15 protein-coding genes are annotated in these 22,588 nt (G+C 68.7%); 8 read left to right on the top strand and 7 right to left on the bottom strand.

Going from position 1 to position 22,588, the window contains the following annotated elements; all coding sequences use genetic code 11:
• Nucleotides 1-225: 225 nt before the first annotated feature.
• Entirely contained in the window at nucleotides 226-2,988 is a 2,763-nt protein-coding gene (locus tag ACJ8AN_RS31645; RefSeq protein WP_407759255.1) for a DUF262 domain-containing protein, read from the top strand.
• Nucleotides 2,989-3,056: 68 nt separating this feature from the next.
• On the opposite strand, the gene ACJ8AN_RS31640 is transcribed toward ACJ8AN_RS31645, so the two are convergent.
• Nucleotides 3,057-3,629 (bottom strand): DUF4272 domain-containing protein, encoded by a 573-nt coding sequence (locus ACJ8AN_RS31640; protein WP_407759254.1) that lies wholly within the window; start codon nucleotides 3,627-3,629, stop codon nucleotides 3,057-3,059.
• Between ACJ8AN_RS31640 and ACJ8AN_RS31635 the strand changes: the two genes are divergently transcribed.
• Nucleotides 3,590-3,763: a hypothetical protein gene (locus tag ACJ8AN_RS31635; RefSeq protein WP_407759287.1), complete on the top strand. Its 174-nt coding sequence runs from the start codon at nucleotides 3,590-3,592 to the stop codon at nucleotides 3,761-3,763. The genes ACJ8AN_RS31640 and ACJ8AN_RS31635 overlap by 40 nt on opposite strands.
• Nucleotides 3,764-4,004: 241 nt before the next feature.
• Here ACJ8AN_RS31635 and ACJ8AN_RS31630 read toward each other — a convergent pair whose 3' ends face one another.
• Nucleotides 4,005-4,760 carry a hypothetical protein gene (locus tag ACJ8AN_RS31630; protein ID WP_407759253.1) on the bottom strand — a complete coding sequence of 252 codons (756 nt, stop codon included), beginning with the start codon at nucleotides 4,758-4,760 and terminating at the stop codon, nucleotides 4,005-4,007.
• Nucleotides 4,761-4,943: 183 nt separating this feature from the next.
• On the opposite strand from ACJ8AN_RS31630, the gene ACJ8AN_RS31625 reads away from it, so the two are divergent.
• Both ACJ8AN_RS31625 and ygiD read left to right on the top strand, forming a co-directional pair.
• On the top strand, nucleotides 4,944-11,690 hold the full coding sequence (locus tag ACJ8AN_RS31625) for an Ig-like domain-containing protein (RefSeq protein WP_407759252.1): 6,747 nt from the start codon (nucleotides 4,944-4,946) through the stop codon (nucleotides 11,688-11,690).
• A 370-nt stretch (nucleotides 11,691-12,060) separates the two neighbouring features.
• Nucleotides 12,061-12,855, top strand: a complete 795-nt coding sequence (ygiD, locus tag ACJ8AN_RS31620; RefSeq protein WP_407759251.1) for a 4,5-DOPA dioxygenase extradiol — start codon at nucleotides 12,061-12,063, stop codon at nucleotides 12,853-12,855.
• Between the two features lie 31 nt (nucleotides 12,856-12,886).
• Here ygiD and ACJ8AN_RS31615 read toward each other — a convergent pair whose 3' ends face one another.
• Nucleotides 12,887-13,780 carry a LysR substrate-binding domain-containing protein gene (locus ACJ8AN_RS31615; protein ID WP_407759250.1) on the bottom strand — a complete coding sequence of 298 codons (894 nt, stop codon included), beginning with the start codon at nucleotides 13,778-13,780 and terminating at the stop codon, nucleotides 12,887-12,889.
• A gap of 191 nt (nucleotides 13,781-13,971) precedes the next feature.
• Here ACJ8AN_RS31615 and ACJ8AN_RS31610 point away from each other — a divergent pair, with 191 nt between their 5' ends.
• From ACJ8AN_RS31610 to ACJ8AN_RS31595, 4 genes are all read left to right on the top strand, one after another.
• A complete protein-coding gene (locus ACJ8AN_RS31610) occupies nucleotides 13,972-14,430 on the top strand; it encodes a hypothetical protein (RefSeq protein WP_407759249.1) in 459 nt (152 codons plus the stop codon).
• Nucleotides 14,431-14,548: 118 nt separating this feature from the next.
• Complete coding sequence (locus ACJ8AN_RS31605) at nucleotides 14,549-15,604, top strand: DUF72 domain-containing protein (RefSeq protein ID WP_407759248.1); 1,056 nt, start codon at nucleotides 14,549-14,551, stop codon at nucleotides 15,602-15,604.
• Between the two features lie 86 nt (nucleotides 15,605-15,690).
• Complete coding sequence (locus tag ACJ8AN_RS31600) at nucleotides 15,691-15,942, top strand: hypothetical protein (protein ID WP_407759247.1); 252 nt, start codon at nucleotides 15,691-15,693, stop codon at nucleotides 15,940-15,942.
• Nucleotides 15,929-16,252 (top strand): Smr/MutS family protein, encoded by a 324-nt coding sequence (locus tag ACJ8AN_RS31595; RefSeq protein WP_407759246.1) that lies wholly within the window; start codon nucleotides 15,929-15,931, stop codon nucleotides 16,250-16,252. The genes ACJ8AN_RS31600 and ACJ8AN_RS31595 overlap by 14 nt, the downstream gene beginning before the upstream one ends.
• Here ACJ8AN_RS31595 and ACJ8AN_RS31590 read toward each other — a convergent pair.
• From ACJ8AN_RS31590 to ACJ8AN_RS31575, 4 genes are all read right to left on the bottom strand, one after another.
• The gene (locus ACJ8AN_RS31590) at nucleotides 16,234-19,005 is read right to left on the bottom strand and encodes an SNF2-related protein (RefSeq protein WP_407759245.1); all 2,772 of its coding nucleotides are present in this window, start codon (nucleotides 19,003-19,005) and stop codon (nucleotides 16,234-16,236) included. The genes ACJ8AN_RS31595 and ACJ8AN_RS31590 overlap by 19 nt on opposite strands.
• 210 nt (nucleotides 19,006-19,215) lie before the next feature.
• The gene (locus ACJ8AN_RS31585) at nucleotides 19,216-20,541 is read right to left on the bottom strand and encodes a DUF58 domain-containing protein (protein WP_407759244.1); all 1,326 of its coding nucleotides are present in this window, start codon (nucleotides 20,539-20,541) and stop codon (nucleotides 19,216-19,218) included.
• Complete coding sequence (locus ACJ8AN_RS31580; RefSeq protein WP_407759243.1) at nucleotides 20,538-21,503, bottom strand: AAA family ATPase; 966 nt, start codon at nucleotides 21,501-21,503, stop codon at nucleotides 20,538-20,540. Before ACJ8AN_RS31580 ends, ACJ8AN_RS31585 begins: the two co-directional genes overlap by 4 nt.
• Nucleotides 21,500-22,588: a hypothetical protein gene (locus ACJ8AN_RS31575; RefSeq protein WP_407759242.1), complete on the bottom strand. Its 1,089-nt coding sequence runs from the start codon at nucleotides 22,586-22,588 to the stop codon at nucleotides 21,500-21,502. Before ACJ8AN_RS31575 ends, ACJ8AN_RS31580 begins: the two co-directional genes overlap by 4 nt.

Here is a 22,588-nt window from a genome sequence, read left to right as displayed (position 1 = left end):
TGTCACGCCGGGAGTGCCGTCGCGTACGCCATCTCCTGTGCGTTTCGGAATCACCGTATGTGCGTGACGGCGCGTGCCGGGGGCGCGATTGGTGGCGGAAGGCGTCTGTCATATCCTGCGCCCATTCCAGGGCACGCGCCTCTTGCGATGGCGGGCGCTGCCTTATCGAGGTGGGGAATCCAGGTGGCAATCGATCGGCTCGAATCCGCGTCCGCAGAAGCAATCGTGAACGCGCTATACCCGAATGAAGCGCTGCGCACGCGTTGCCTTACCTTCTTCACCGAGGCGATTCAGCAGGCGCATGGCTTGGGGGAGTCGCGCTGGAGCGTGACGCTCCGCAAGCGCCAGGTGAGCCTCAATGTCGGCAAGCTCCTCGCCGTGGGGCTATCCAAGGGCAGTGTCTACCTCGGGTTGCCGCCGACGCGCCTCTCCGAGGAGTTGGCCGGGCTCCTGGATACCCACGGAGTCTGGGACAAGGAGTTCTCGACCTTCCCCTCGACACAGCTCATCGAGCTGTCGGCGGAGAGCTTCGTGGAACTCGTAGACCAGCTCCGTGCGCCCTTCGCCGACTTCCTGCGGATTGCCGCGGACACCGCGAGGCAGCCCCCGACCTACCGGTTGCACTCGCCCGGGGCGCTGGCCTGCCTCCAGGTGGCCCTGGGCAAGACGCTGCCCGCGCCCGTGTTCGCCACGCGAGGCGGTGAGGAAGAGTCCGAGCAGGACACGCCACGGCCCCGCGCGGTCGCCATCAAGACTCCGCCGATCCTCTTCGAGCGGGTCGAGTACCATCTCGACAACCTGCTCTCCTACGTTGAGTTGGGCGACATCGGGCTTCCGGACATCCAGCGCCCCTTCGTGTGGAAGTGGACCAAGGTCCGCGACCTTCTCGACTCGATGTACCGGGGCTATCCGGTCGGCTACCTGCTCTTTTGGACCAACGAGAACGTGCAGGGGACCCGTCAGATCGGCACCGGGGCCAAGCAAAGCAAGGTGCCGCAATTGCTCGTCGTGGATGGCCAGCAGCGCCTGACGTCCCTCTTCGCCGTTTTCAGAGGGCACGCTGTCCTGGATGAGGAGTTCCGTCAGGTGCGCGTGGAGATCGCCTTCCGGCCGCGCGACGGGAAGTTCGAAGTGTCGGATGCCGCCATCCGGAAGGATCCCGAGTTCATCCCCAACATCTCCGAACTCTGGAGCTCCGGGAAGCCAACGAGCAAGCTCATTCGGGAGTTCCTGAAGAACCTGGACGACAAGAAGGGGCTCGACGAAGAGGAAGAGGACGCGATTTCGCACAACATCGAGCGGCTCGTCGCGCTCAACAAATATCCCTTCACGGCGCTGAAGATCCTCCCGGGAGTGGAAGAGGAGGCCGTCTCTAACATCTTCGTTCGCATCAACAGCGAAGGCGTGAAGCTGAACCAAGCCGACTTCATCCTGACGCTGCTGTCGGTGTTCTGGGAGGAGGGGAGGACGGCGCTCGAGAGTTTCTGCCGCCAGGCGCGGACGCCAGTGGCCGTGGGAGGCCCGCCGTCCCCCTTCAACCACTTCATCGAGCCCTCCCCAGATCAACTGCTCCGGGTGAGTGTGGCGCTCGCCTTCGATCGCGCGAGATTGAAGGCAGTGTATCAAATCCTGCGTGGCAAGAATCCGGAGTCGGGCCAATTCTCCGCAGAGCGGCGGCAGCAGCAGTTCGACAAGCTGCGCGAGGCGCAGAATCGCGTGCTCGATCTCAACAATTGGCACCTGTTCTTGGGGGTGCTGGTCGCGGCTGGTTACCGCAGCTCCGAGATGATTTCCTCGCAGACGAGCATCCTCTATGCCTACGTCGTCTATCTCATTGGCAAGCTGCGCTGCGGCGTCGAGGAGCACAAGCTGCAGAGGCTCGTGTCGCGCTGGTTCTTCACCATCTCGGTCTCGGGTCGCTATACGGGCTCGCCCGAGTCGGTGATGGAGGAGGACCTCAACCGGTTGAAGGAGGTCGCCACCGCGGACGCCTTCGCGGAGGTGCTCGAGCGCATCATCGCGAGCACGCTGACGCATGACTTCTGGACCATCACCCTCCCGAATGACCTGGAGACGTCAGCGGCGAAGAGCCCGTCGCTGTTCGCCTACTACGCCGCGCAGAACCGGCTGGGGGCGCCCGTGCTGTTCTCCGACAAGAAGATCTCCGACCTGCTCGATCCGACGATCCGTTCGAGGAGGAAGGCTCTTGAGCGGCACCACCTGTTCCCCAGAGCATGGCTCGAGCGGAACGGTGTGGGGGACATGAAGGTCATCAACCAGGCGGCGAACTTCGCCTTCCTGGAGTGGCCCGACAACCTCCAGATTGGCGATGCTCCTCCCACGGATTACGTCCCGGAGCTGAAGAAACGTTTCTCCTCCGCCGCGTGGGAGAAGATGGGCGTGATGCATGCGTTGCCCGCGGGGTGGGAGAAGCTGCCGTACGAGAAGTTCCTGGCGGAGCGGCGCGCGTTGATGGCCACGATCATCCGCCGGAGCTACGAAGACTTGAGTGGCATCTCGTACATCGAGATGAACCCCGCCGAGGGGACTGACGAGGAGCGCAATGCGTGGGAGCTCATCGAGAAGGTCGAGCACTCCATGCGCGATGTGGTGCGACGCAAGTACACCGAGAAGTGGGGCAATCCTGTCGAGAATAGGGTGCGGGCGGTCTTTGGTGATGGAGGTTGGGAGAAGATCGAGAAGAACCGTAAGAGAGGCCAGTATCGGCTCTCTCCCGCGGCAAGCGGGGACCGCGAGGATGTGCTCGACTTCATCACCCTCGGACAGCTCGAGCAGATGATGGTTGCTCCAGATGCGTGGGCGCTGTTCAGTGGTGCTTTCTCGGGCAAGCCGGAGTTCGATGGCCTGTTGAAAGCCATAAAGCCCGTGCGCAACGACCAGGCCCACTTCCGGAGGGTTCCCGAGCAGGAGTTGCTGAGGTGCAGGCTCGCCTGTGGAGATCTCCTGACGCTGCTCGGGAGGCTCTAACGTGCTCCCGAGCTAGAGGGGAGAAGACCCGCGGGGGGGCGAGGCCGCCGCCCCTCAACTGGGAATGCTCACTCCGGTGACCGGAGTACGGGGTTGGCCAGGGCCCGGGGAGAATCGGCCATCAGGCCGAACTCCCCCGTCAGATCTGCGGGATGGGGATCCACGTCATGCTCTGGCACCTCGCCCAGACCCAGCGCCCAGGCCAGCACGGCCAACCCGTGGGCGCGCCAGACGCCATCCACGGTCTCTGGCTGCTCCAGTGAGTACACGGGCGACTCCAGCATCAGCGCTTCCGGAGGCTCGGCCTCCAGCAGGAGCTTGTGGGTGTCCAGCCAGCGCAGCAACCGGAGGTGCGTCTCCTGGCAATCGGTCCACCGCTCGATGTAGAGGAATGCGCGCCTCACCATGGCAGCCAGCACCAGCGCCCGCCGCGCCACACGCAGGGGGGAGGGAGGGATTCGAGCTCGACCTCCTTCGGCAACGCCTCCATGCGAGGCGCGCGCCGGGCTTCTCCGAAGTCCACGGCCGGAGTGCCTGGCTTGGGTGAGGCGAGCCGCTTGCCATCCGGCGCGTGAACGGAGGACGCCTGGAAGTAGACGCCTTGCAGCTTCCCGGCGAGCCCTCGGAGGAGCGCGGCACATCGGCCCTCGGCATCGGCTTCCGGCGTGAAGGTGAGGGTCACGCACTGCCGCATCTTGCCGATGCGGCGGACGAGCGACGGGTCGTGCAGCGTGCACCGCTCCTGGAGAAAGCCCAGCAGATCCTCCAGATGTGAGGTCAGCCGCCCCGGGGCAACTGCTCGATGACGACCCTGACCCCTGGTGCACGACGAGCTGCCGGGGCACGTCCCAGGACACCTCGCCTCCCGGCGCCACCTCCTTGAGCTCGTGGATGAAGGGAAGCTCATTCCTTCGGCTGTAGATGGCGGCGCTCCCGGGCATGCAACGTCCTCCGTGTGTTCCAGGCTACACGCGGCACATGCCCTGTCTCCAGCGACGCTCCGGGCCTGGTGCCTCTCAGGGTTGCGCGGATTGCGGCAGACGGCCCCGGTCCTTCGAGACGGGCATGTAGCACTTGCCCTTGTACTCGGCCTGGGTCACGGAGCAGGGCGGGCGCCGCTCGAGCGTCATCCAGCATCCTCCATTGATTTCGAGCTCATCGGCGTCGGCCCTGCAAGGGGCCTTCGCCTGATTGCGAAAGGGCTCCGAGGGCAGCGGATAGGAAGGCGCCGCTGCTTGTGAGTCATTGTTGGTGAGCACGTCCGGTGCATCGATTGGGGAGGGCCTTGGGGCCTCCATGCCGGGCGAGGTGGGCGACAGGGATTCGGGAGCGCGTGTGCCATGAAGCCAGACACCCAGGCCCAGTGCGAGCACGGCGAGCCCCGCGACGGCACGCATTCCCCACCGGGCCCTGGGTCGCTCCCGCCCTCCCGTGAGGTGCGCCAGCGCCCGTGGGTTGTCCTCCACGTGTTCGATGGCCGAGGTCATGAGCACGAGGATGTCCGCCAGCTCCGTCATCCGCGCCGAGGCCGGTGCCTGCTCCACCTCCAGCGTCACCGAGGGGGCTTCCGGCTGGCAGGACAGCCGCATCTTCCATTCCCCCGCCGGCTGCCATTCCACGCGGTCTCCGGGGAGCAGGGTCAGGGCGGGGCTCCCCGTATCGGCACGCCGCGCTGCGTAGAGGCTTCCCAGTCCAGGCCCCACCTCTTCGAAGCGATGGCCGAGCTGGAACTGCCCCGTCCCACCGTCCTTCCCTGTCTTCTCGTTCGACACGTGCCGTGCCTCCATGGCTGCCCTTCCTGCTCGTACAGCGGAGCGGATTTGACCCTACGAGTCAAGGCAAGTGACAAGCCCTGTAGGGTTCTCCGGAATTGACATGCCGCGGTATCTGGCCCCGCGAGGGTCCGCCTCACTCGGAGCGTGATCCATTTTCACGGCCATCATACAATTACGGGTATGCGCGTTTTTCCATTCCTCCTGGCTGTGAGCCTCACGTTCCTGGCCTGTGACTCGGGGACCTCTTCCAGCACGGCCGCCGCCGAGTCCCCGCGGTCCGCACGCCCGGGTGGCAAGGCGTTCGTCGCCGGCACCCGGTTGTTGAAGACCGAGAAGGCCTTCCCCGGGCGGTACATCGTCGTCCTCGAGGACAATGTCGCGTCGGCCTCGTTCCAGGCGCCGGCTCAACACGTGGCGTCCGCGGCCTCCGCGCTGGCCTCGCTCCATGGGGCGCAGGTCGGGCAGGTGTTCTCGCACTCCCTCCCGGGGTTCGTCGCGACGATGACCGAGGCCGACGCACGGCGGCTGAGCCTGGACCCGCGCGTGCGCTACGTCGAGGAGGACGGCCAGATCAAGGCCGCCGGCACGCAGGCGTCGCCCCCGTGGAACCTGGATCGGATCGACCAGAGGGACCTGCCGGTGGACCAGGGCTATTCCTACAGCCGGACGGGCAGTGGGGTGCATGTCTACGTGCTCGACACGGGCATCTGGACGCCCCATACCGAGTTCGAGGGCCGCGCCCGCTTCGAATATGACGTCGCCAGCTACAGCTGGAACCAGGGCAGCCCGGACTGCAATGGCCACGGCACCCATGTGGCGGGAATCATCGGAGGCAAGACGTATGGCGTCGCCAAGGGGGTGAAGCTGCACGCGGTGCGCGTGCTCGGCTGCGACGGCGCGGGTTACGTCTCCGACGCCATCCGGGGCATCGAGTGGGTGACGGCCAACCACGTGAAGCCGGCGGTGGCCAACATGAGCCTGACGGCCTGGGCCGACACCCAGGCCCTGGAGGACGCGATCTCCCGCTCCATCAGCGTGGGCATCACCTACGTCCTCGCCGCGGGCGACACCGAGGGCGGCCCCTTCAACTTCGGTGGGAATGCGTGCTCCAGCTCTCCCGGGAGGCTTCCGGCGGCGATCACCGTCAGCGCGACCACCGACACGGACACCCGGTACTCGTACGCGAACTACGGCAGCTGCGTGGACCTCTTCGCGCCGGGCTTCCAGATCGTCTCGGCCTGGCCGGGTGAAACGGGTCCCTATGGTTATTACGGCACCACCAACATGGCCAGTGGCAGCTCCATGGCCGCCGCCCATGTGACCGGCGCGGTCGCGCTCTACCTGGAAGGCAACCCCACCGCCACGCCCGAGGAGGTCGCGAACCGGCTCATCAGCCGCGCGACGCCGGACAAGGTCCTCTACACCGAGGGCGCGCCGAACCGGCTGCTGTACCTGCCCTGCCCGGTGCAGGAGGTGACCCAGCCCCCGCAGGTCGCCCTCACCGCGCCCGCGGCCGCAGCGGCGCTGAGCGGCACGGTGACCCTCTCCGCCACCGCCACGGACGACGTGGGCGTCGTGAAGGTCGAGTTCTACGCCGGCACGCACCTGCTCGGCACGGACACGTCGCCGCCCTACGCGGTGACGTGGGACACCACCGCCGCCAGCAACGGGTCCAACACCCTCACCGTCCGGGCGTACGACGACAGCTGCGGCTGGAGCACGAGCGCGCCCGTGGAGGTGACGGTCCAGAACACGGGCAACGCGACCTTCGACGCGCAGTGGCAGGTGCCCGCCTGCACGGCCGTGGGCAACCGGTGTGACTCGGTGTGGCTGCTCGAGGGGAGGGGAGCGCTCGGCCCCGAGCTCCATGCCCCGAACACCCTGGCAGGCAGCTGCGCGGACGGAGCGGACCGGCCGGAGCTCCCCGCTCCCGCGCTGCAGCGGCTGGCCGTCTTCCGGGCCGATGGTACCGCGCTCGCCGAGGGCAAGCAGGTGACGATCCAGGCGACGGTCCGCGCCAGTGTCGGGGCGGAATACCTGGATCTCTACTCCGCGGCCGACGCGAGCAACCCGGCCTGGACGTTCCTCACGACCCTCTATCCCAACGGCACCCGCGACCGGGTGCTCTCGACCACCTTCCTCCTGCCCCAGGGCGGCGTGCAGGCCATCCGCGGGGTGTACCGCACCCAGGGCAGCGCCCAGGCGTGCAACACGGGGACGCTCTCCGACCACGATGATCTGGTCTTCGCGGTGGGCCAGGAGACGGACAACGTTCCGCCCACGGTGGCGATCACCTCGCCCGCCGCGGGCGCCTCGGTGGAAGGCACCATCACCCTCGGGGTGGCGGCGGACGACAACTTCGGAGTGGCGCGTGTCGAGCTGTACGACGGCACGGCCCTCATCGGCACTGCCACCGCGCCTCCCTTCTCCGTGCAGTGGAACACGAAGGGAAAGCCCAATGGCACGCACCGCCTCACGGCGCGGGCCTACGACGCCGTGGGTCTCAACACCACGTCGAACCCTGTCGACGTCATCGTCAACAACGATCTCGTTCCGCCGCAGGTGACCCTCCTCACGCCCGCGGAGGGAGAGGTCGTGAGCGGGTATGTGCACATGAGTGCCAGCGCCAGTGATGACCGGGGAGGGAGCGTGCGTGTCGAGTACTACTATACGAACCCGCCCTCTCCCTACAGTCTCATGGGCAGCAGCTCGACGGCTCCCTACGATGTGTCTTGGAGCACCCGCGGAAATTATGCCAATGGCACCATGGCGATCTACGCGAAGGCCTATGACGCGGCCGGCAACGCCACCCTCGTGGGGCCGGTGCACGCGGTGGTGGACAACGACTACACGCCTCCGACGGTGGCCGTCACTTCGCCGGCCTCCGGAGCGACCGTGAGCGGCCAGGTCTCCATCGAGGCCTCCGCGAATGACAATCGGCAGATCTCCTGGGTGGACTTCTTTGTCGATGGAAGCTGGATCGGCAGAAGCCTGTCGGCTCCCTACACGGCGACGTGGGACTCGACGATCGAGACCAATGGCAGCCACACGCTGACGGCCCAGGCCGTCGATACCCAGTACAACTCGACGACGAGCGCCGCCGTCACCGTCAACCTGAGTAACCGGGGTGGTGCGGCATACGATGCGACCCTGAAGGCCCCGACCTGTACCCTGGCGTCTGACTACTGCGATTCGGGAAAGCTGCTCAATAGCAAGGGCTCGTCCGAGCCCCACACGCCCAACACCCTGGATGGGTGCGCCGACGGCAGCATGGGGACCTATCACTCGTCCACGCTGTCCATTGATAGAATCCGCGTGTCGCGGCTGGACGGAACGAACCTGGCTGCTGGAAAGCGGGTCCGCATCGACGTCAACGTCTGGTCCTACAGCTCGACCCAGGAGTCCCTGGACCTGTACTACACGAGTGACGCGGCCCATCCGTCGTGGACGTTCCTGGCCACGCTCAAGCCGAGCGTGTATGCCTCGCAGACGCTCTCCGCGGAGTACCGGTTGCCCTCCGGAAGCGTGCAGGCCGTGCGCGCGAACTACCGCAAGACCACGACCGTCTCCTCGTGCAGCTCCGGTTCCGAGAACGACCACGATGACCTGGTCTTCACGCTCGCCGACGAGCCGGACACCACGCCGCCGTCCGCGCAGCTCACCTCTCCGGCCGCGGGCACGGTACTGTCAGGGATTGTCACGGCGACGGCCACCGCGAGCGATGACTACGACGTGACGAGCGTGGAGTTCTACGAGGGGACGACGCTGCTCGGGACCGATGACACGCCGCCGTACAGCCTGAGCTGGAATACCTGGAACACGCCCAATGGCAGCCGCTCGCTGACCGCGGTGGCCCGGGATGCCGCCGGGAACGCGGGCCCCTCGAGCCCCGTGGTGGTGACGGTGAACAACGATCACGCGTCGCTGCTCGCCACCCTCACCAGCCCCACCGAGGGGGCGACCCTGGTGGGAACGGTGACGCTCTCCGCCTCGGCCGGCAACCCGAGCAAGGTGACGCGGGTCGAGTTCTACGCGGGCACCCGCCTGCTCGGCACCGATTACACGTCTCCGTATGGCTTCAGCTGGAACACCGCCCCCGAGCCGACCGGCCCGTACGCCCTGTCCACCCGCGCGTACGACGCCTCGGGCAACGTGGAGGTTTCCGCGCCGGTGAACGTGACCGTCGCACGTGATTCCATCGCGCCCACGGTGTCGCTCACCTCTCCCTCGGCGGGCACCACGGTGCGTGGGAGCGTGACGCTCCAGGCCAGTGCCACCGACAACACGCAGGTCTCCCGTGTCGAGTTCTACGTGGATGGCTCCTTGATGGGCACCAGCTCCTCCTCGCCCTACGCGATCTCGTGGAACCCGAGCGCCGTGGCGAATGGAGACCACACGCTGACGGCCAGGGCGTACGACGTCTATGACAACGTGGGGAGCTCGCCTGGAGTGGTGGTGACGGTGACCAAGGACGTCACCCCGCCCACGGTCTCCGTGACCTCGCCCGCGGAAGGCGTCACCGTGAGCGGTTCCGTCACCCTGTCGGCGAACGCCGTCGACGACGACCTCATGTCCCGGGTGGAGTATTTCGTCGATGGAACGTCCGTGGGCTCTACTCCCTACGGCCCGTCGTACGGCTACATCTGGAACAGCCGGAGCATTGCGAATGGCGCGCACACCCTGGTCGCCAGGGCCTACGACTCCGCTGGGAACGTGGGCGTGTCGGCCTCGCGCTCCTTCACCGTGAACAATGACGTCACGCCTCCGGTGGTGGCCCTCACCTCGCCCGCGCAGGGCGCGAGCCTGTCGGGGGTGGTCTCCCTCCAGGCGAGCGCGAGCGATGACCGCTCCATGAACATGGTCACCTTCTATGTCGATGGCGCCTACGTCGCTAGCGTCTCCTCGCCGCCCTACGCCGCGAGCTGGGACAGCCACTCGGTGCGCAACGGCAGCCATACCCTCACCGCGAAGGCCTATGACTCGGCGGGCAACTCCACCACGAGCGCCGCGGTCACGGTGAGCGTGGCCCAGCCCGGCACCGCCGTCTATGACGCCACGCGGAAGGTCCCCGTGTGCGCCCAGGCCTCCACTGTCTGTGATTCCGAGACGCTCGTGCAGGGCCGCGGAAACTATGTGTATGGCTCCGAGCTCCATGCGCCGAACACGCTCGATGGCTGTGTTGATGGGACGGGGAGCTCGTATTCCCAGCCCGAGCAGATTCACTGGCTCCGGGTCTCTGGCGTGAATGGGGTTCCCCTGGCGGAAGGCCAGCGCGTCCGGATCGACGTCGGGGTTGAAGTCACCAGTACCACCTCCGACTCGCTCGACCTCTACACCGCGAGCGATGCCGCCGCGCCGGTGTGGACGTACCTGACCACGCTCAAGGCGAGCCAGACGGGCACGCAGACCCTCTCGGCGCAGTACGTCCTGCCCACGGGGAGTCTGCAGGCGGTGCGAGCCGGTTTCCGGTATGGCGGGAGCGGCCCCTCCGCCTGCAGCACCGGCTCCAACGACGATCATGACGACCTGGTGTTCGCGGTGGGCCCGCCGCTGCCGGACGTGACGCCCCCGACGGTGGCGCTCACCGCACCGGCCAGCAATGCCACGCTGCGCGGCACGGTGACGGTGACGGCCACGGCGGACGACGACACCAGCGTGACGAAGGTCGAGTTCTATGACGGGCAGACGCTGGTGGGCACGGACACCACGGCGCCCTATAGCGTGAGCTGGAATACGGCGGGCGTGGTGGAGGGAACCCATACGCTCACGGCGAAGGCCTACGACGGCGTGGGCCTCACGGCGACCTCCGTGGGGGTCGCGGTTTTCGTCGACAACACCGCTCCGCAAGTGTCGCTCACCTCGCCCACGGCCACGTACGTCCAGGGAAGCGTCCAGGTGACGGCCACCGCCAGCGACAACCGGTCCGTCGCGAAGGTCGAGTTCTACGATGGTCCGACGCTGATCGGCACCGCGACCAGCACGCCGTACTCCGTGAGCTGGAATACCGCGAGCGTGTTTGGGAGCACCCACACGCTCACGGCGAAGGCCTACGATGGCGTGGGCCTGACGGGGACCTCCGTGGGGGTCACGGTGATCGTCGACAACACCGCGCCGCAGGTGTCGCTCACGGCTCCCTCGGGCACCTTCTACGTCCACGGGACCGTCCAGGTGTCGGCCAACGCCAGCGACAACCAGACCCTCGCGAAGGTCGAGTTCTATGACGGGCAGACGCTGATCGGCACCGCGACCAGCGCGCCGTACTCCGTGAGCTGGAATACCGTGGGCGCGGCGGAGGACACCCACACGCTCACGGCGAAGGCCTACGATGGTGTTGGCCTCACGGCGACCTCCACGGAGCTCTCGGTGCTCGTGGACAACATCGCGCCGCAGGTGTCGATCAGCGCGCCCGCGGCCGCGAACCTCCATGGAACCGTGACGGTGATGGCCAACGCCACCGACAACCGGTACGTCGAGCGGGTCGAGTTCTATGACGGGCAGACGCTGCTGGGGACGGATACCTCGACCTCTCACAGCCTGAGCTGGGACACCACGGGGGTGGCCAGTGGCAGCCATACGCTCTCCGTCAAGGCCTACGACGCCGCCGGGAATGTCCAGAGTGCCTCCCGCACCGTCACCGTGGACAACACCGGCCCTGCCGTGGCCATCACCTCTCCGGCGAACGGAGCGTCGTTCTCGGCACTGTCCCTGAGCACCACCATTCAGGCCAGTGCGAGCGACACCAGCGGCGTGACCCAGGTGGTGTTCTACGATGGCGGCACCGTCCTCGGAACGGACACCACCGCGCCCTACAGCGTGAGCTGGAGCATCCTGAGCGCGGCCAAGGGCACGCACACGCTGACGGCCAGGGCCACCGACGGGGCGGGCAATGTCACCACGTCCGCGGCGGTCTCCGTGACGATCAAATAGCGGGGCGCAAGGCCGTTCGAGCACGGGCGCTATATGACGGGGAGCTTCGTTCCCCGTTCCTCCAGCCTTGTGAGGGGGCACCCGGAGGCGCTCGTTCCCTGCGACTTTGGTGGCTACTGCACCCAGGCGAAGGGCTTCACCCGCTGAGCGGCTGAGCCCACTGTTCCACGGGGGGAACGGTGATTTGCTCCGTGGGCCTCTAGTGGAACGGGGGCCCGCCGCGCATGCTTTCTCCATGTCCTCGTACCGACCTGACCGGCGCAGCGTCCTCAAGGCCGTTGCCGCACTCGGTGTCGCCACGACCTTGCCATTGTCCGGCTGCCGCGATTCGGCCCGTGCCTCGCGCCCGCCCCAGGAGGGAGCCTCCCCCATGATCCCCACTTCCGCGTCGCGCATGCCGGTGCTCTTCATCGGGCACGGCTCTCCGATGAACGCCATCGAGGACAACACCTGGACCCAGGGCTTCCGCTCGCTCGCCGGGCAGCTGCCCAGGCCCAGGGCCATCCTCTCCATCTCCGCCCACTGGTTCCTTCCCGGCACCTTCCTCACCGGGAACGAGCACCCGCCCACCATCCACGACTTCGGTGGATTCCCTCGTGCGCTCTACCAGATGCAGTACCCGGCCCCCGGCAGCGTCGAGCTCGCGCAGCGCGTGGTGAAGCTCCTCGGGGCCTCGCGCGCGTCGGTGCAGAACGACTGGGGGCTCGATCATGGCACCTGGACCGTGCTCCACCACCTGCGTCCCGCGGCGGATGTGCCAGTCGTTCAGCTGAGCATCGACGCGCGGCTCGCGCCCTCCGAGCACCTCGCGCTGGGCCGAGCGCTCGCCGGTCTCCGGGACGAGGGCGTGCTGGTGATGGGCAGTGGCAACGTGACGCACAACCTGCGCCATGCCTTCTCGAACATGCAGTCCGGCAACCTCACGCCCCCGAAGTGGGCCGTGGATTTCGATGCGGACGTGGCCCGGGCCTTCGAGCAGCACGACGGCGCCTTCCTCGCGCGCGTCATCGAGACCGACGCGGGCCGGCTGTCGCACCCGAGCATCGATCACTTCCTCCCGATGCTGTACGCCGCTGGCGCCGCCAATGACGGAGACACCGTGCGCTTCCCGGTGAGCGGATTCGATCTCGCCTCGCTGTCGATGCGCTCGGTGCTGCTCGGCTGAGAGGCGGGGCAGGGAAGGGGAGCGCCCCGGCTCAGCTCCCGTTGGCGGGGGCCGAGAGCGGCCGTCCCTTGAGGTACTCGAGCAGGAAGTCGCGGAAGGCCGACACCTTCTTCGGGACGTGCTGGGTGCGCGGGTACAGCATGACGAGAGACGTCGCCGGTTGCGTGTAGCGCGGCAGCACGCGGACGAGCTGCCCGGAGGTCACGTCCGCCTGTGCGAGGAACGCGGGGAGGATGGCGATGCCCGCGCCCGCCTTCACCGTCTCGCGCAGGAAGAGCATGTCATCGCCGAGCACGCGGGAGTGCTTCTCCGAGAGTCCCAGCCCGCCGAGGAACTTGAGCCCCCGGAACGCGACGAAATCGTGTTGGGACAGGTCCTCGGGGGCGCGGGGCGTGCCCCGGCGTGCGAGGTACGTCGGCGACGCGAAGAGCTGCACGTCGATGGCCCCGAGCCGCCGCACCACCAGCGAGGAATCCGCCAGCTTCGCTCCCGAGGCGCGGAGCGCGAGGTCGAAGCCCTCCGCCACCAGGTCCACGTTCCGGTTGGTGAGGCGGCAGTCGACCCGCACCGAGGGAAAGCGCGTGGTGAAGCGCGCGATGACCTCGGGGAGGAAGGTGGCGCCCATGTCATGCGGCGCGGTGAGCCGGAGCTCGCCCGAGGGTGCTTCCTCCCGCTCGGGCAGGGTGCCGACGGCTTCCTTCAGCGAGGCGAGCAGGGGCGCCGCGCGCTCGTACAGCGCCGCACCGGCGGTGCTCAGCGAGACGTGGCGTGTCGTGCGGTGGAGCAACTGCGCGCCCACCGAGGCCTCGAGGCTCGCCACGCCCCGGCTCACGGAGGACTTGGGCAGCCCGAGCTTGCGGGCCGCCTCCGAGAAGCTGCCTGTCTCCGCGACGGCCACGAAGAGGCCCAGGAGGTTCAAATCCATTGTTCCACCTATGGACGTGGAGCGCTGACCGGCTACGCTCCCACGGGCCGCGGACCGGCGCGAGTGGCCAGGCAGGGCACCCGGGCAGGCAGGCCGTTGCACGCGACCCGGTGGGGAGCCAGAGTGTGCGGTGAACCCCTGGAGATGGGGGTCCTGACGCGCTATCAGCCTCACCTCGGGGGTCGCAGATCATGGCGGGCCGGGTCGATTTTGATGACGAGTCGCTGTGGCCACTGCTCCTGGTGGGCTACGTGGGCAGCCCCTCGGTGGAGCAGCAGCTGGAGTACCAGGCCAAACTGAGTGCGTGCCTCCGGCGTGGAGAGAAGTACGTCAGCATCATCGACGCGCGTTCCTTCACCGGAATCCCGACCGCGCAGCGCCAGCTCATGGCCCGGTTCCTGCGCGAGCACGAGGAGCTGTTCCGGCAGGTGGGGCTCGGCACCTGCCTCATCATCACCTCGCCCGTGATCCGGCTGGTCGTGAGCGTCGTCTTCCACCTCAAGCCCATGCCCGCCCCGTACTACGTCGCGCCCACCATGCAGGCGGCGCTGGACTGGGTCCTCGGACAACTGGAAGCCGCCGGGCTCACCGCCGAGGCCGACCGCATCCGGCGGAACTCCGAGCGGCTGGTTCTCGGACGAACGGGTTGAGGCCTCGCCCATAGGCGCCTGGCTTCTCGCACGCCGGGCGGGCGCAGATCGTTCGACTTGACCTTGGAAGTTCGGCCGTTACAGCTTACTCTAGGAATAGAGTACGCCGGAGCGCGCCATGCCAGACCGTGACCCCTCCCAGCTCGATCTCTTCACCGGGGCCCCCAGCCCCACGCCCGTGCGAGGGCGCCGGCGTGGGCACGAGGAGCCCGTGGGCCCCGCCGAGCAGCCCGAGGAGGTGAGGGCGCTCGGGGAGCGGCTTCCCCCCGGCCTGCACCTGGGCACCTCGTCCTGGACGTTCCCGGGTTGGATGGGGAAGGGGCTCGTCTACGACCGCCAGGCCACTCCGGCGCGTCTGTCCCGCGAGGGGCTCGCCGCGTACGCCCAGCACCCCGTGCTGCGCACCGTGGGCGTGGACCGGACCTTCTACGCCCCCATTCCCGCCGCCGCCTTCGCCGAGTACGCCGCGCAGGTGCCTCCCGGCTTCCGCTTCCTCGTGAAGGCGCACGAGGCCTGCACCCTCGCGCGCTGGCCCGTGCACCAGCGCTACGGCGACCTGCGAGGTCAGCTCAACGAGCGCTTCCTCGACGCGGCCTACGCGAGAGATCTCGTGGTGGCGCCCTTCGTGGAGGGCCTGGGCGAGAAGGCCGGGCCGCTCGTCTTCCAGCTCCCGCCGCAGGATCCGCGGGAGCTCGGCGGGGTGGGGCCCTTCGTCGAGCGGTTGCACGCCTTCCTCGCCGCGCTGCCCCGAGGGCCGCTCTACGCCGTGGAGGTCCGCAACGAGTCCCTGCTGACGGAGGCCCTGGCCCAGGCGCTCGCGGACGTGGGCGTGTGCCCGGTGCTCGCGGCCTGGAAGAACATGCCCCCCGTGGAGAAGCAGGCCCTGCGCGTGCGCGCCCTGCAGGCCCCGGCCCTCGTGGTGCGGTGGATGTTGCCGCCGAACCTCGACTACGAGGAGGCCCGCAAGCGCTACTTCCCCTTCGACAAACTGGTGGACGAGGACGTGCGCACCCGCGAGGCCGTGGCCCGCGTTTCCGTCGCCGCGCTGCGTGCCGGTAAGCCCGTCTTCGTTACGCTCAACAACAAGGCTGAAGGAAGTGCACCCCTTTCCGCCGTCCTCCTAGCGCGCAGCGTCATGTCACGCACAGGAAACACCGGAACCGTGGACTCTTGATCATCGCAGGTGTGCGTTTATGGTGGGGCATGTGGCGCCATGAACACCCGTTGGGCTGAGCACGAAGCTTGCTTGGAGGGGTCATCATGAATTCGGTCCTGATTGCAGCGCTCGTGGTACGCGTGACCGCGGCCGGAGGGGCGGGCGCTGGCGTCGAGGAAGCCGCGAGACGCCAGCAAGCGGGAAACACCTGGGAAGACGTGCGTAGGGACCTTTCCACCCTGCGTAACGAAGTTTCCACCTTGGACCGGGACTTCCAGGAAGCGCGCGAGCGCCACCGTCTCGACGCGGAGCGTCGGCAGCAGGAGTCGGAGCGCCAGCGCCGTGGGCAGCCCTGAGGACCCGGACGACTTCGAGCCGGAAGTCCCGGTCGAGCTACCCCTGGATGGGAACCTCGACCTGCATGTGTTTCACCCCCGCGACGTGAAGGACGTCGTCACCGAGTACCTCTGGGCCTGCCGTCAGAAGGGTGTACTCGACGTTCGCATCATCCACGGCAAGGGCACGGGGGCGCTGAGGCGCACCGTGCAGTCGCTCCTCCCGAAGCTGCCCGAGGTGGAGTCGTTCCGCTCCGCCTCCGAGAGTGACGGCGGCTGGGGCGCCACCTGGGTCCGGTTGAAGCCCCCTGACTACGACAGCCAGAAGTAGGCGGAGGCGATGAGCGAGCGCTTCTCCGTCACCTTCGACTTGTTGGCCAGATCCGCCACCTGCCGGTCCTTGGCCGCGTAGCGCTTCTCCTCCTCGTTGCGCAGCGAGGCGAGCTTCTTGCGGTACTCGCGCTCCAGGCGCTCGGCGTGGCCACGGGCCTTCACGCGCTCGGCGGGGTCTTCCTGCGCGCACACCACCTTGCGCGCCTCCTGCCAGGCCTCGCGCGCCTTCTCCACCTGCTCGCGCGACTCCAGGAGGCAGTCCTCGGCGTAGCGGTCCGCCCGCTCCCGCGCCAGGTCCATCTCCAGCGCGTTGCGCCGCTCGGCCGCGCGGAGGATTTCCTCCTTGGCCGCCATCAGCGCCTGCTCCTGCATCAGCGACACCGACGCGGACGGGGGCTGCCGGCGCCGCTCCTCCTTGGCCGCCAGCTTCACGAAGTGCTCGCCGTCCGCGAGCGGCAGGGCCCGGAAGCCCTTGCCGTCACGCTCCAGCACGAGCACCAGGTGCACCATCTTCTCCTCGGCCTTCAGGCCCGTCGTCTCGAACTTGTAGACGAACCACCAGCCCTCGCTGCCCGCGAGCCGGGCCAGACGCGCCGGCAGGCCCGCGGCGTTGAGCTGCAGGTAGTTGATGGCGTCGTGCGTCCGGTCGCGCACCGCGTAGGCGGCCTTGGCCACCTGGAGCCGGCCCGAGGCGCTGTTGTTGCCCAGCACCGAGCCCGTGAGCGCCTTGGCGCCCTGCTGGCGCTTCTCGAGGGCCTCCTTCGTCACCGCGCCGGCGACGCGCAGCCGCCGCCGCACGTCGCCGTCGAAGCGCTCCATCAGCACCGAGCGCGCCTCCGTCATGCGCGCGCTGATGCGCGTCTCCATGTCCGAGCGCAGCTTGTCGAAGGCCTTGTTGATGTCGTCCGGGTGGCGGCAGGACTGGTAGATGTCCAGGATGCGCCGCTCGAAGTCCACGCCGCTCTCCAGCGCGCCCAGAATCTCGTCCGACGCGCCGAACACGCCGTCGAAGAGGTTGAGCTTCTTCTCCAGCAGCTCGTACAGCCGCGCGTCCGCGGCGTTCTGCCGGTTGAGGAAGTTGATGACGAGCACGTCGCGCTGCTGGCCGTAGCGATGGCAGCGGCCGATGCGCTGCTCCACGCGCTGCGGGTTCCACGGCAGATCGTAGTTGACGACCAGGTTGCAGAACTGGAGGTTGAGCCCCTCGGCGCCGGCCTCGGTGCAGATGAGGATCTGCGTCTTGTCGCGGAACTCATTCACCAGCGCGCGGCGCTCCTCCGGGCCGCCGCCAGCGTCACCGGAGAGCAGCGAAATCTTGCCCGCGTAGCCGGTGGCCGACAGCAGGTTGAAGAGGTACTGCTGCGTGCGCTTGGACTCGGTGAAGATGAGCGCCTTCTCCGGCCAGCCCTGGCCCTTCATCACCTTGAAGGTCCGCTCCAGGGCGCGCTTGAGGGCCTCGCCCTTGGCGTTCACCTTGATGGAGTCGGCGAGGTCCGCGTACTGCTTCAGCTCCCACATCTCGTTCTCGAGCGTGCGGATGCTGACGGGCTTGGCGGGATCGTCCGCCCACTCCTCGCCTTCCTCGACGTACTGTTTGGCCTCCTCGGGCTCGAAGAGGGCGAGGGCGCGCTGGCCCAGCTTCGCCGCCTCCAGGCGCTTGGTGAGGTTGTCCGAGAGCCGCCGCAGGGTGGGGGCAATGGCGTACGTGGAGGAGGCCAGCAGCTTGCGGTAGCAGAGCGTGAGCAGCGTCTTCTTGCCCGGCTCGATGGCGGCCACTTCCGAGCGCTGCAGGTACTCGCTGACCTTCTCGTAGAGGTCCTGCTCCTCGGGCGAGGGCGCGAAGTCCTCCACGATGGAGCGGCGGTTGGTGTAGCGCACGTACTCGCGCACCTGCCGGCGCAGCGTGCGCTGGACCACCGGGGCCAGCCGCTCCTTGAGCTCGTTGACGGCGTCCGTCTGCAGGCCGCCCGTCTCCGCCTCCAGCCGGTAGCGGCTGCGGAAGGCGTGCTCGGGGCCGAGGATCTGCTCGTCCAGGAGCGTCACCAGCCCGAACAGCTCCATCAGGTCATTCTGGAGCGGCGTGGCGGTGAGCAGCAGCTTGGGGCGGCCGCTGAGCGCGGAGCGGAGCGCCTGGCCCGTCTTGTGGCCCGCGCGGTAGGCGTTCCGCAGGCGGTGGGCCTCGTCGATGATGACCACGTCCCAGGGAATCTCGGCCACCAGCTGCGCCTTGTTGGCGGCGAACGGGTGCGAGCAGATGACGGGGAAGGGCTGATCGAAGCAGTTGCCCGTGGCGCGCACGGTGCGGCCGTCCACCATCACCGATTCCAGGTCGAACTTCTCGCGCAGCTCACTGTTCCACTGCGCCCGCAGGACGGCCGGGGCGAGGATGAGGATGCGCGTCTTCCCCTCGGCCATGAGCTGGGCGATGACCATGCCCGCTTCAATCGTCTTCCCGAGGCCCACCTCGTCCGCGAGCATGCAGCCGCTGCGCGAGAGCGAGTCCATCGCGAAGCACGCGGCCTCGAGCTGGTGGGGATTCAAATCCACCTTGGCTTCAGCGAGCGCTCCGGCGAGCCGCTCGCGCGAATCGGAGCTCTTGATGGTGAGCTCCTCCGCGAGCAGACGCTCGTGGAACGGCGTCAGTTGCTGGCCCTGCTGCCCGGCATTCGCGCGGACCTCCGTCCCCGCCACCGCCACCGCCGCATCCACCTCCACCCGCAGGTCCCTGAACTCCCTGGCGACTTCCGACAAGACCCTGTCTCCGTCCTAGCGAACAACGTGCTTCCACAGGCGTGTAGCACGAAAGGGGGGCCATTTTGGGAAGTGCGACGAGCGTGTAAAGGGGGTCTTGTCCGAGGCCGAAAACTCGGCTCCGGAGCGATTGGCACGCTTTTTCTTCAGGAGCGTTTCCGCCGCACCATGTGTGCGGGGGAAGGAGCGTGGGGGACTTGACGGAAACGGTTACAGCAATCCCCGGCTCTTCACGTGCAGATAGGTGTTGACGGCGGCGGCGCCGAAGCCCCTCGCGGGAGCGCGCACCACGAGGGCGCCCGAGTCGCGGAGCGTGAGGGCCGTGCGCTGGTAGTCCTCCTCGAGCCGGGCGGCGGCCTGTCGCGCGTAGGCGTCCTGCACGGTGGGGGGGACGGTGGTGGCGGCGGCCTGGAGGTCCTCGTCCAGGAGCGAGGCGACCACGGGCAGGTGGCGGGGGCGCAGGGCCAGCGTGCGGGCCAGCAGCGAGCCCGAGGCATCCGGGTCCACCAGGTCCGTGAAGAGCACCACCAGCGAGCGGCGCGAGGAGCGGGAGAAGGCGAAGTCGTAGGCGCGGCCGTAGTCGCTCTCCTCGAGGGAGGCCTCGGCGCGGTAGAGGGACTCGGTGAGCAGGCGCAGGTGCTCGTGGCCCTTGCGCGGCGGGAGGTAGGCGCGCACGTCGCTGGCGAAGGCGAGCACGCCCACCATGTCGCCCGCGTCCAGGCTCACCTTGGCCAGGCGCAGCGCCGCGTCCACGGCGTGGTCCAGCTTGCGCCGGCCGTCCACCCGGCCCGCCATGTGGCGCCCGCAGTCGAGCAGCAGGAGGACGGGCTGGTTCCGCTCGGGCTGGTACACGCGCACCATGGTGCGGCCCCGGCGCGCCGAGGCCTTCCAGTCCACCGTGCGGTAGTCGTCGCCGGTGCGGTACTCGCGCAGGGATTCGAATTCGCGGCCCTCGGCGGTGCGGCGCACGGTGCGCTCGGAGGGGGCGTCCGAGGTGACGGCGAGCGCCAGCGCCTCGCGCGTGAGGGCGGTGAGGTCCGGGTACACCTTCACGTCCCGGGCCGCGGGCAGGCGCACCTGGCGCGCGCATAGCCCCAGCGGGCCCAGGAGGCGCAGGTGCACGTCACCGAGGTGCAGATCTCCGCGCGCGGGCGGGGTGAGCGTATAGGCGACGGTGGCGTGGGGCGCGTCCGGCGAGAGGGAGAAGGGCTGCTGGTGCCCGCGCACGTCCACGCCCGGAGGCACCTCGTCGCGCACCCGTCCGCGCACGGGCTTCACGCCGAGCAGGCTCAATTCCAGGCGCACGGGGTTGGGGATGCCCGAGGAGAGGACGGGCTCCACGACTCGCCGCACCTCGAGGTCCGAGGCGCGGGGTGCGGCGAGGAAGTCCCAGGCGCACAGCAGCAGCACCGCCGCGTCCAGGGCGACGGCGAGCCACAGGAAGGCGGAGCCGGCCACGGCCAGGGCCGCGGGAACGAGGGCCGCCGCGACGAGCGCCACGGCGAGCCCGGTGGGGACGGGCCGGCCGGGGCTCACCGGGGGACCTGGACGCGCTCCAACGTCTGGCGGAGCACGTCGTCCGCGGTGAGGCCCTCCACCTCCGCCTCGGCCTTGAGCAGCAGGCGGTGGTTGAGGACGCTGGGGCACACGGCCTTCACGTCATCCGGGGTGACGAAGTCGCTGCCGTTGAGGGCCGCGCGGGCCTTGGCCGCCGCCAGCAGTGCCTGCGCCGAGCGCGGAGAGGCCCCGAGCCGCACGCGGGCGTTGGCGCGCGTCTCGCGGATGAGGCGCACGGTGTACGAGAGGACGGACTCGTCGCAGGCCACGCTCGCCGCCTGGGCCTGCAGCTGCGTGAGCGTCGCCGCGTCCAGCACGCGCTCCACCTGGGCGGCCCGGCCCTGGCGCTGGTGGAAGGCGCGCACCATGTCCAGCTCGGCCTCGGGGGGGGGGTAGCCCACGCGCACCCGCATGAGGAATCGGTCCAGCTGCGCCTCGGGCAGCGGGTAGGTGCCCTCGAGCTCCAGCGGATTCTGCGTGGCCACCACGAAGAAGTGCGGGGGCAGCGCGTGCGTGGTGCCGTCGATGGTGACCTGGCGCTCCTCCATGGCCTCCAGCAGCGCGGCCTGCGTCTTGGGCGGCGTGCGGTTGATCTCGTCCGCCACGAGCACCTCGGTGAAGACGGGGCCCTTCACCAGGTGGAAGGCGTTGTCCTGGGGCCGGAAGACGTTGGTGCCGAGGATGTCGCTCGGCATCAGGTCCGGGGTGAACTGGACGCGGGTGAAGTGGAGGCCGAGCGCCGAGGCCATGCTGCGCGCGATGAGCGTCTTGGCCACGCCGGGGACGCCCTCGAGCAGCACATGCCCGCGCGCGAGGAACGCGGTGACGAGGTCCGCCACCACGTGCGGCTGGCCGAGCACCGTGCCCTCGAGGGCCTCGAGCAGGCGCCGCAGGGCGGGGCTCGCGGAAGCGGCGCGCGTGGGCGAGGGCGACGACGTCATGAGACGGGCTTCTCCTTGAGGCCGAGCAGCGTGCCTCCGAGGCTCGTCAGTGCGCCCAGCAGGGCGAGGACGACGCCGAAGCTGGGCGTGGAGTTCATGATGGTCGCGTTGCCCATGGGCGAGGGCACCTCGGTGGCGTCGTACGAGATCTTCATGAAGATGATGCACCAGAGGATGCAGAAGGCGGACATGCCGAGCTGCGCCAGCCAGGGGATGAGCACGTTGAGGCGGGGCATGGTGCGGCGCACGCGCACGGCCATGGAGCCGAGGATGCCGATGGCGGCCAGGACACCGACGAGGCCCAGGCTCATCAGGCCGAGGATGTCGCCCTCGGCGGCCGTCTCCTTCCAGGGGAGGAAGGCCGAGACGATGATGGTGCAGCCTCCCGCGAAGGCGATGCGGTCCGAGCTGCCGAGCACGCCCCAGAAGTCGCGGACGTCGTCGATGACCTGCTCGGGGGCGACGATCTGCCCGGTGCCGGAGTGGGTGCCGGAGGGGTCGCGGGTGGGGACGTAGTTCATGTCCGCCGGGTCGAGCTGGGTTTCGGGAGCGCGCCGGGGAGCGGGGGCCGGGGCCGCAGCGGGACGAGCGCCCGGGTTACCCTGGCGCGCGGCGGGACGAGCGCCGGTGTTGCCGCGAGCGGGCGCGGAACGCTGGGGCGCGCTCTTGAGGATCTCGTCCATGGACTTGATGTTGGTGGCATCCGCGCTCGAGGCGGCGGGAGCGGCGGTGCGGGAGCCGGTGGAGGAGGCGGACCGGGGACGCCCGCTGGTGCCGGCATTGGTGCGGACGGCGGCGGGACGGGAGCCGGAGCCCGCGCGCGTGCCCGAGGCGGTGCGCACCGGGCGGGACGGGGCCGAGGCGGCCGGCTTGCGCGGGGGCGGGGTGACCTCGTCATCCGACCCATCGTTCGAGTCCTGGGGGGCGTCCGTCGAGATGAACGAGGTGTCGATGATGTAGTCGCACGAAGGGCAGATGGTGGTGCCATCCGCGACCTGGGTGCCACAGCCGGGGCAGTTCAGGACCTGCGCTCCTTGAGTCTGGGAAGCGCCGAGCATCTTCCGGTGCTCGATGCGCCAAGTCAA

Source organism: Archangium sp., assembly GCF_045802675.1.
Taxonomy (GTDB): Bacteria; Myxococcota; Myxococcia; order Myxococcales; family Myxococcaceae; genus Archangium.
The sequence above is the reverse complement of the archived record's forward strand: the minus strand, read 5'-3'. Positions and strand labels throughout refer to the sequence as shown.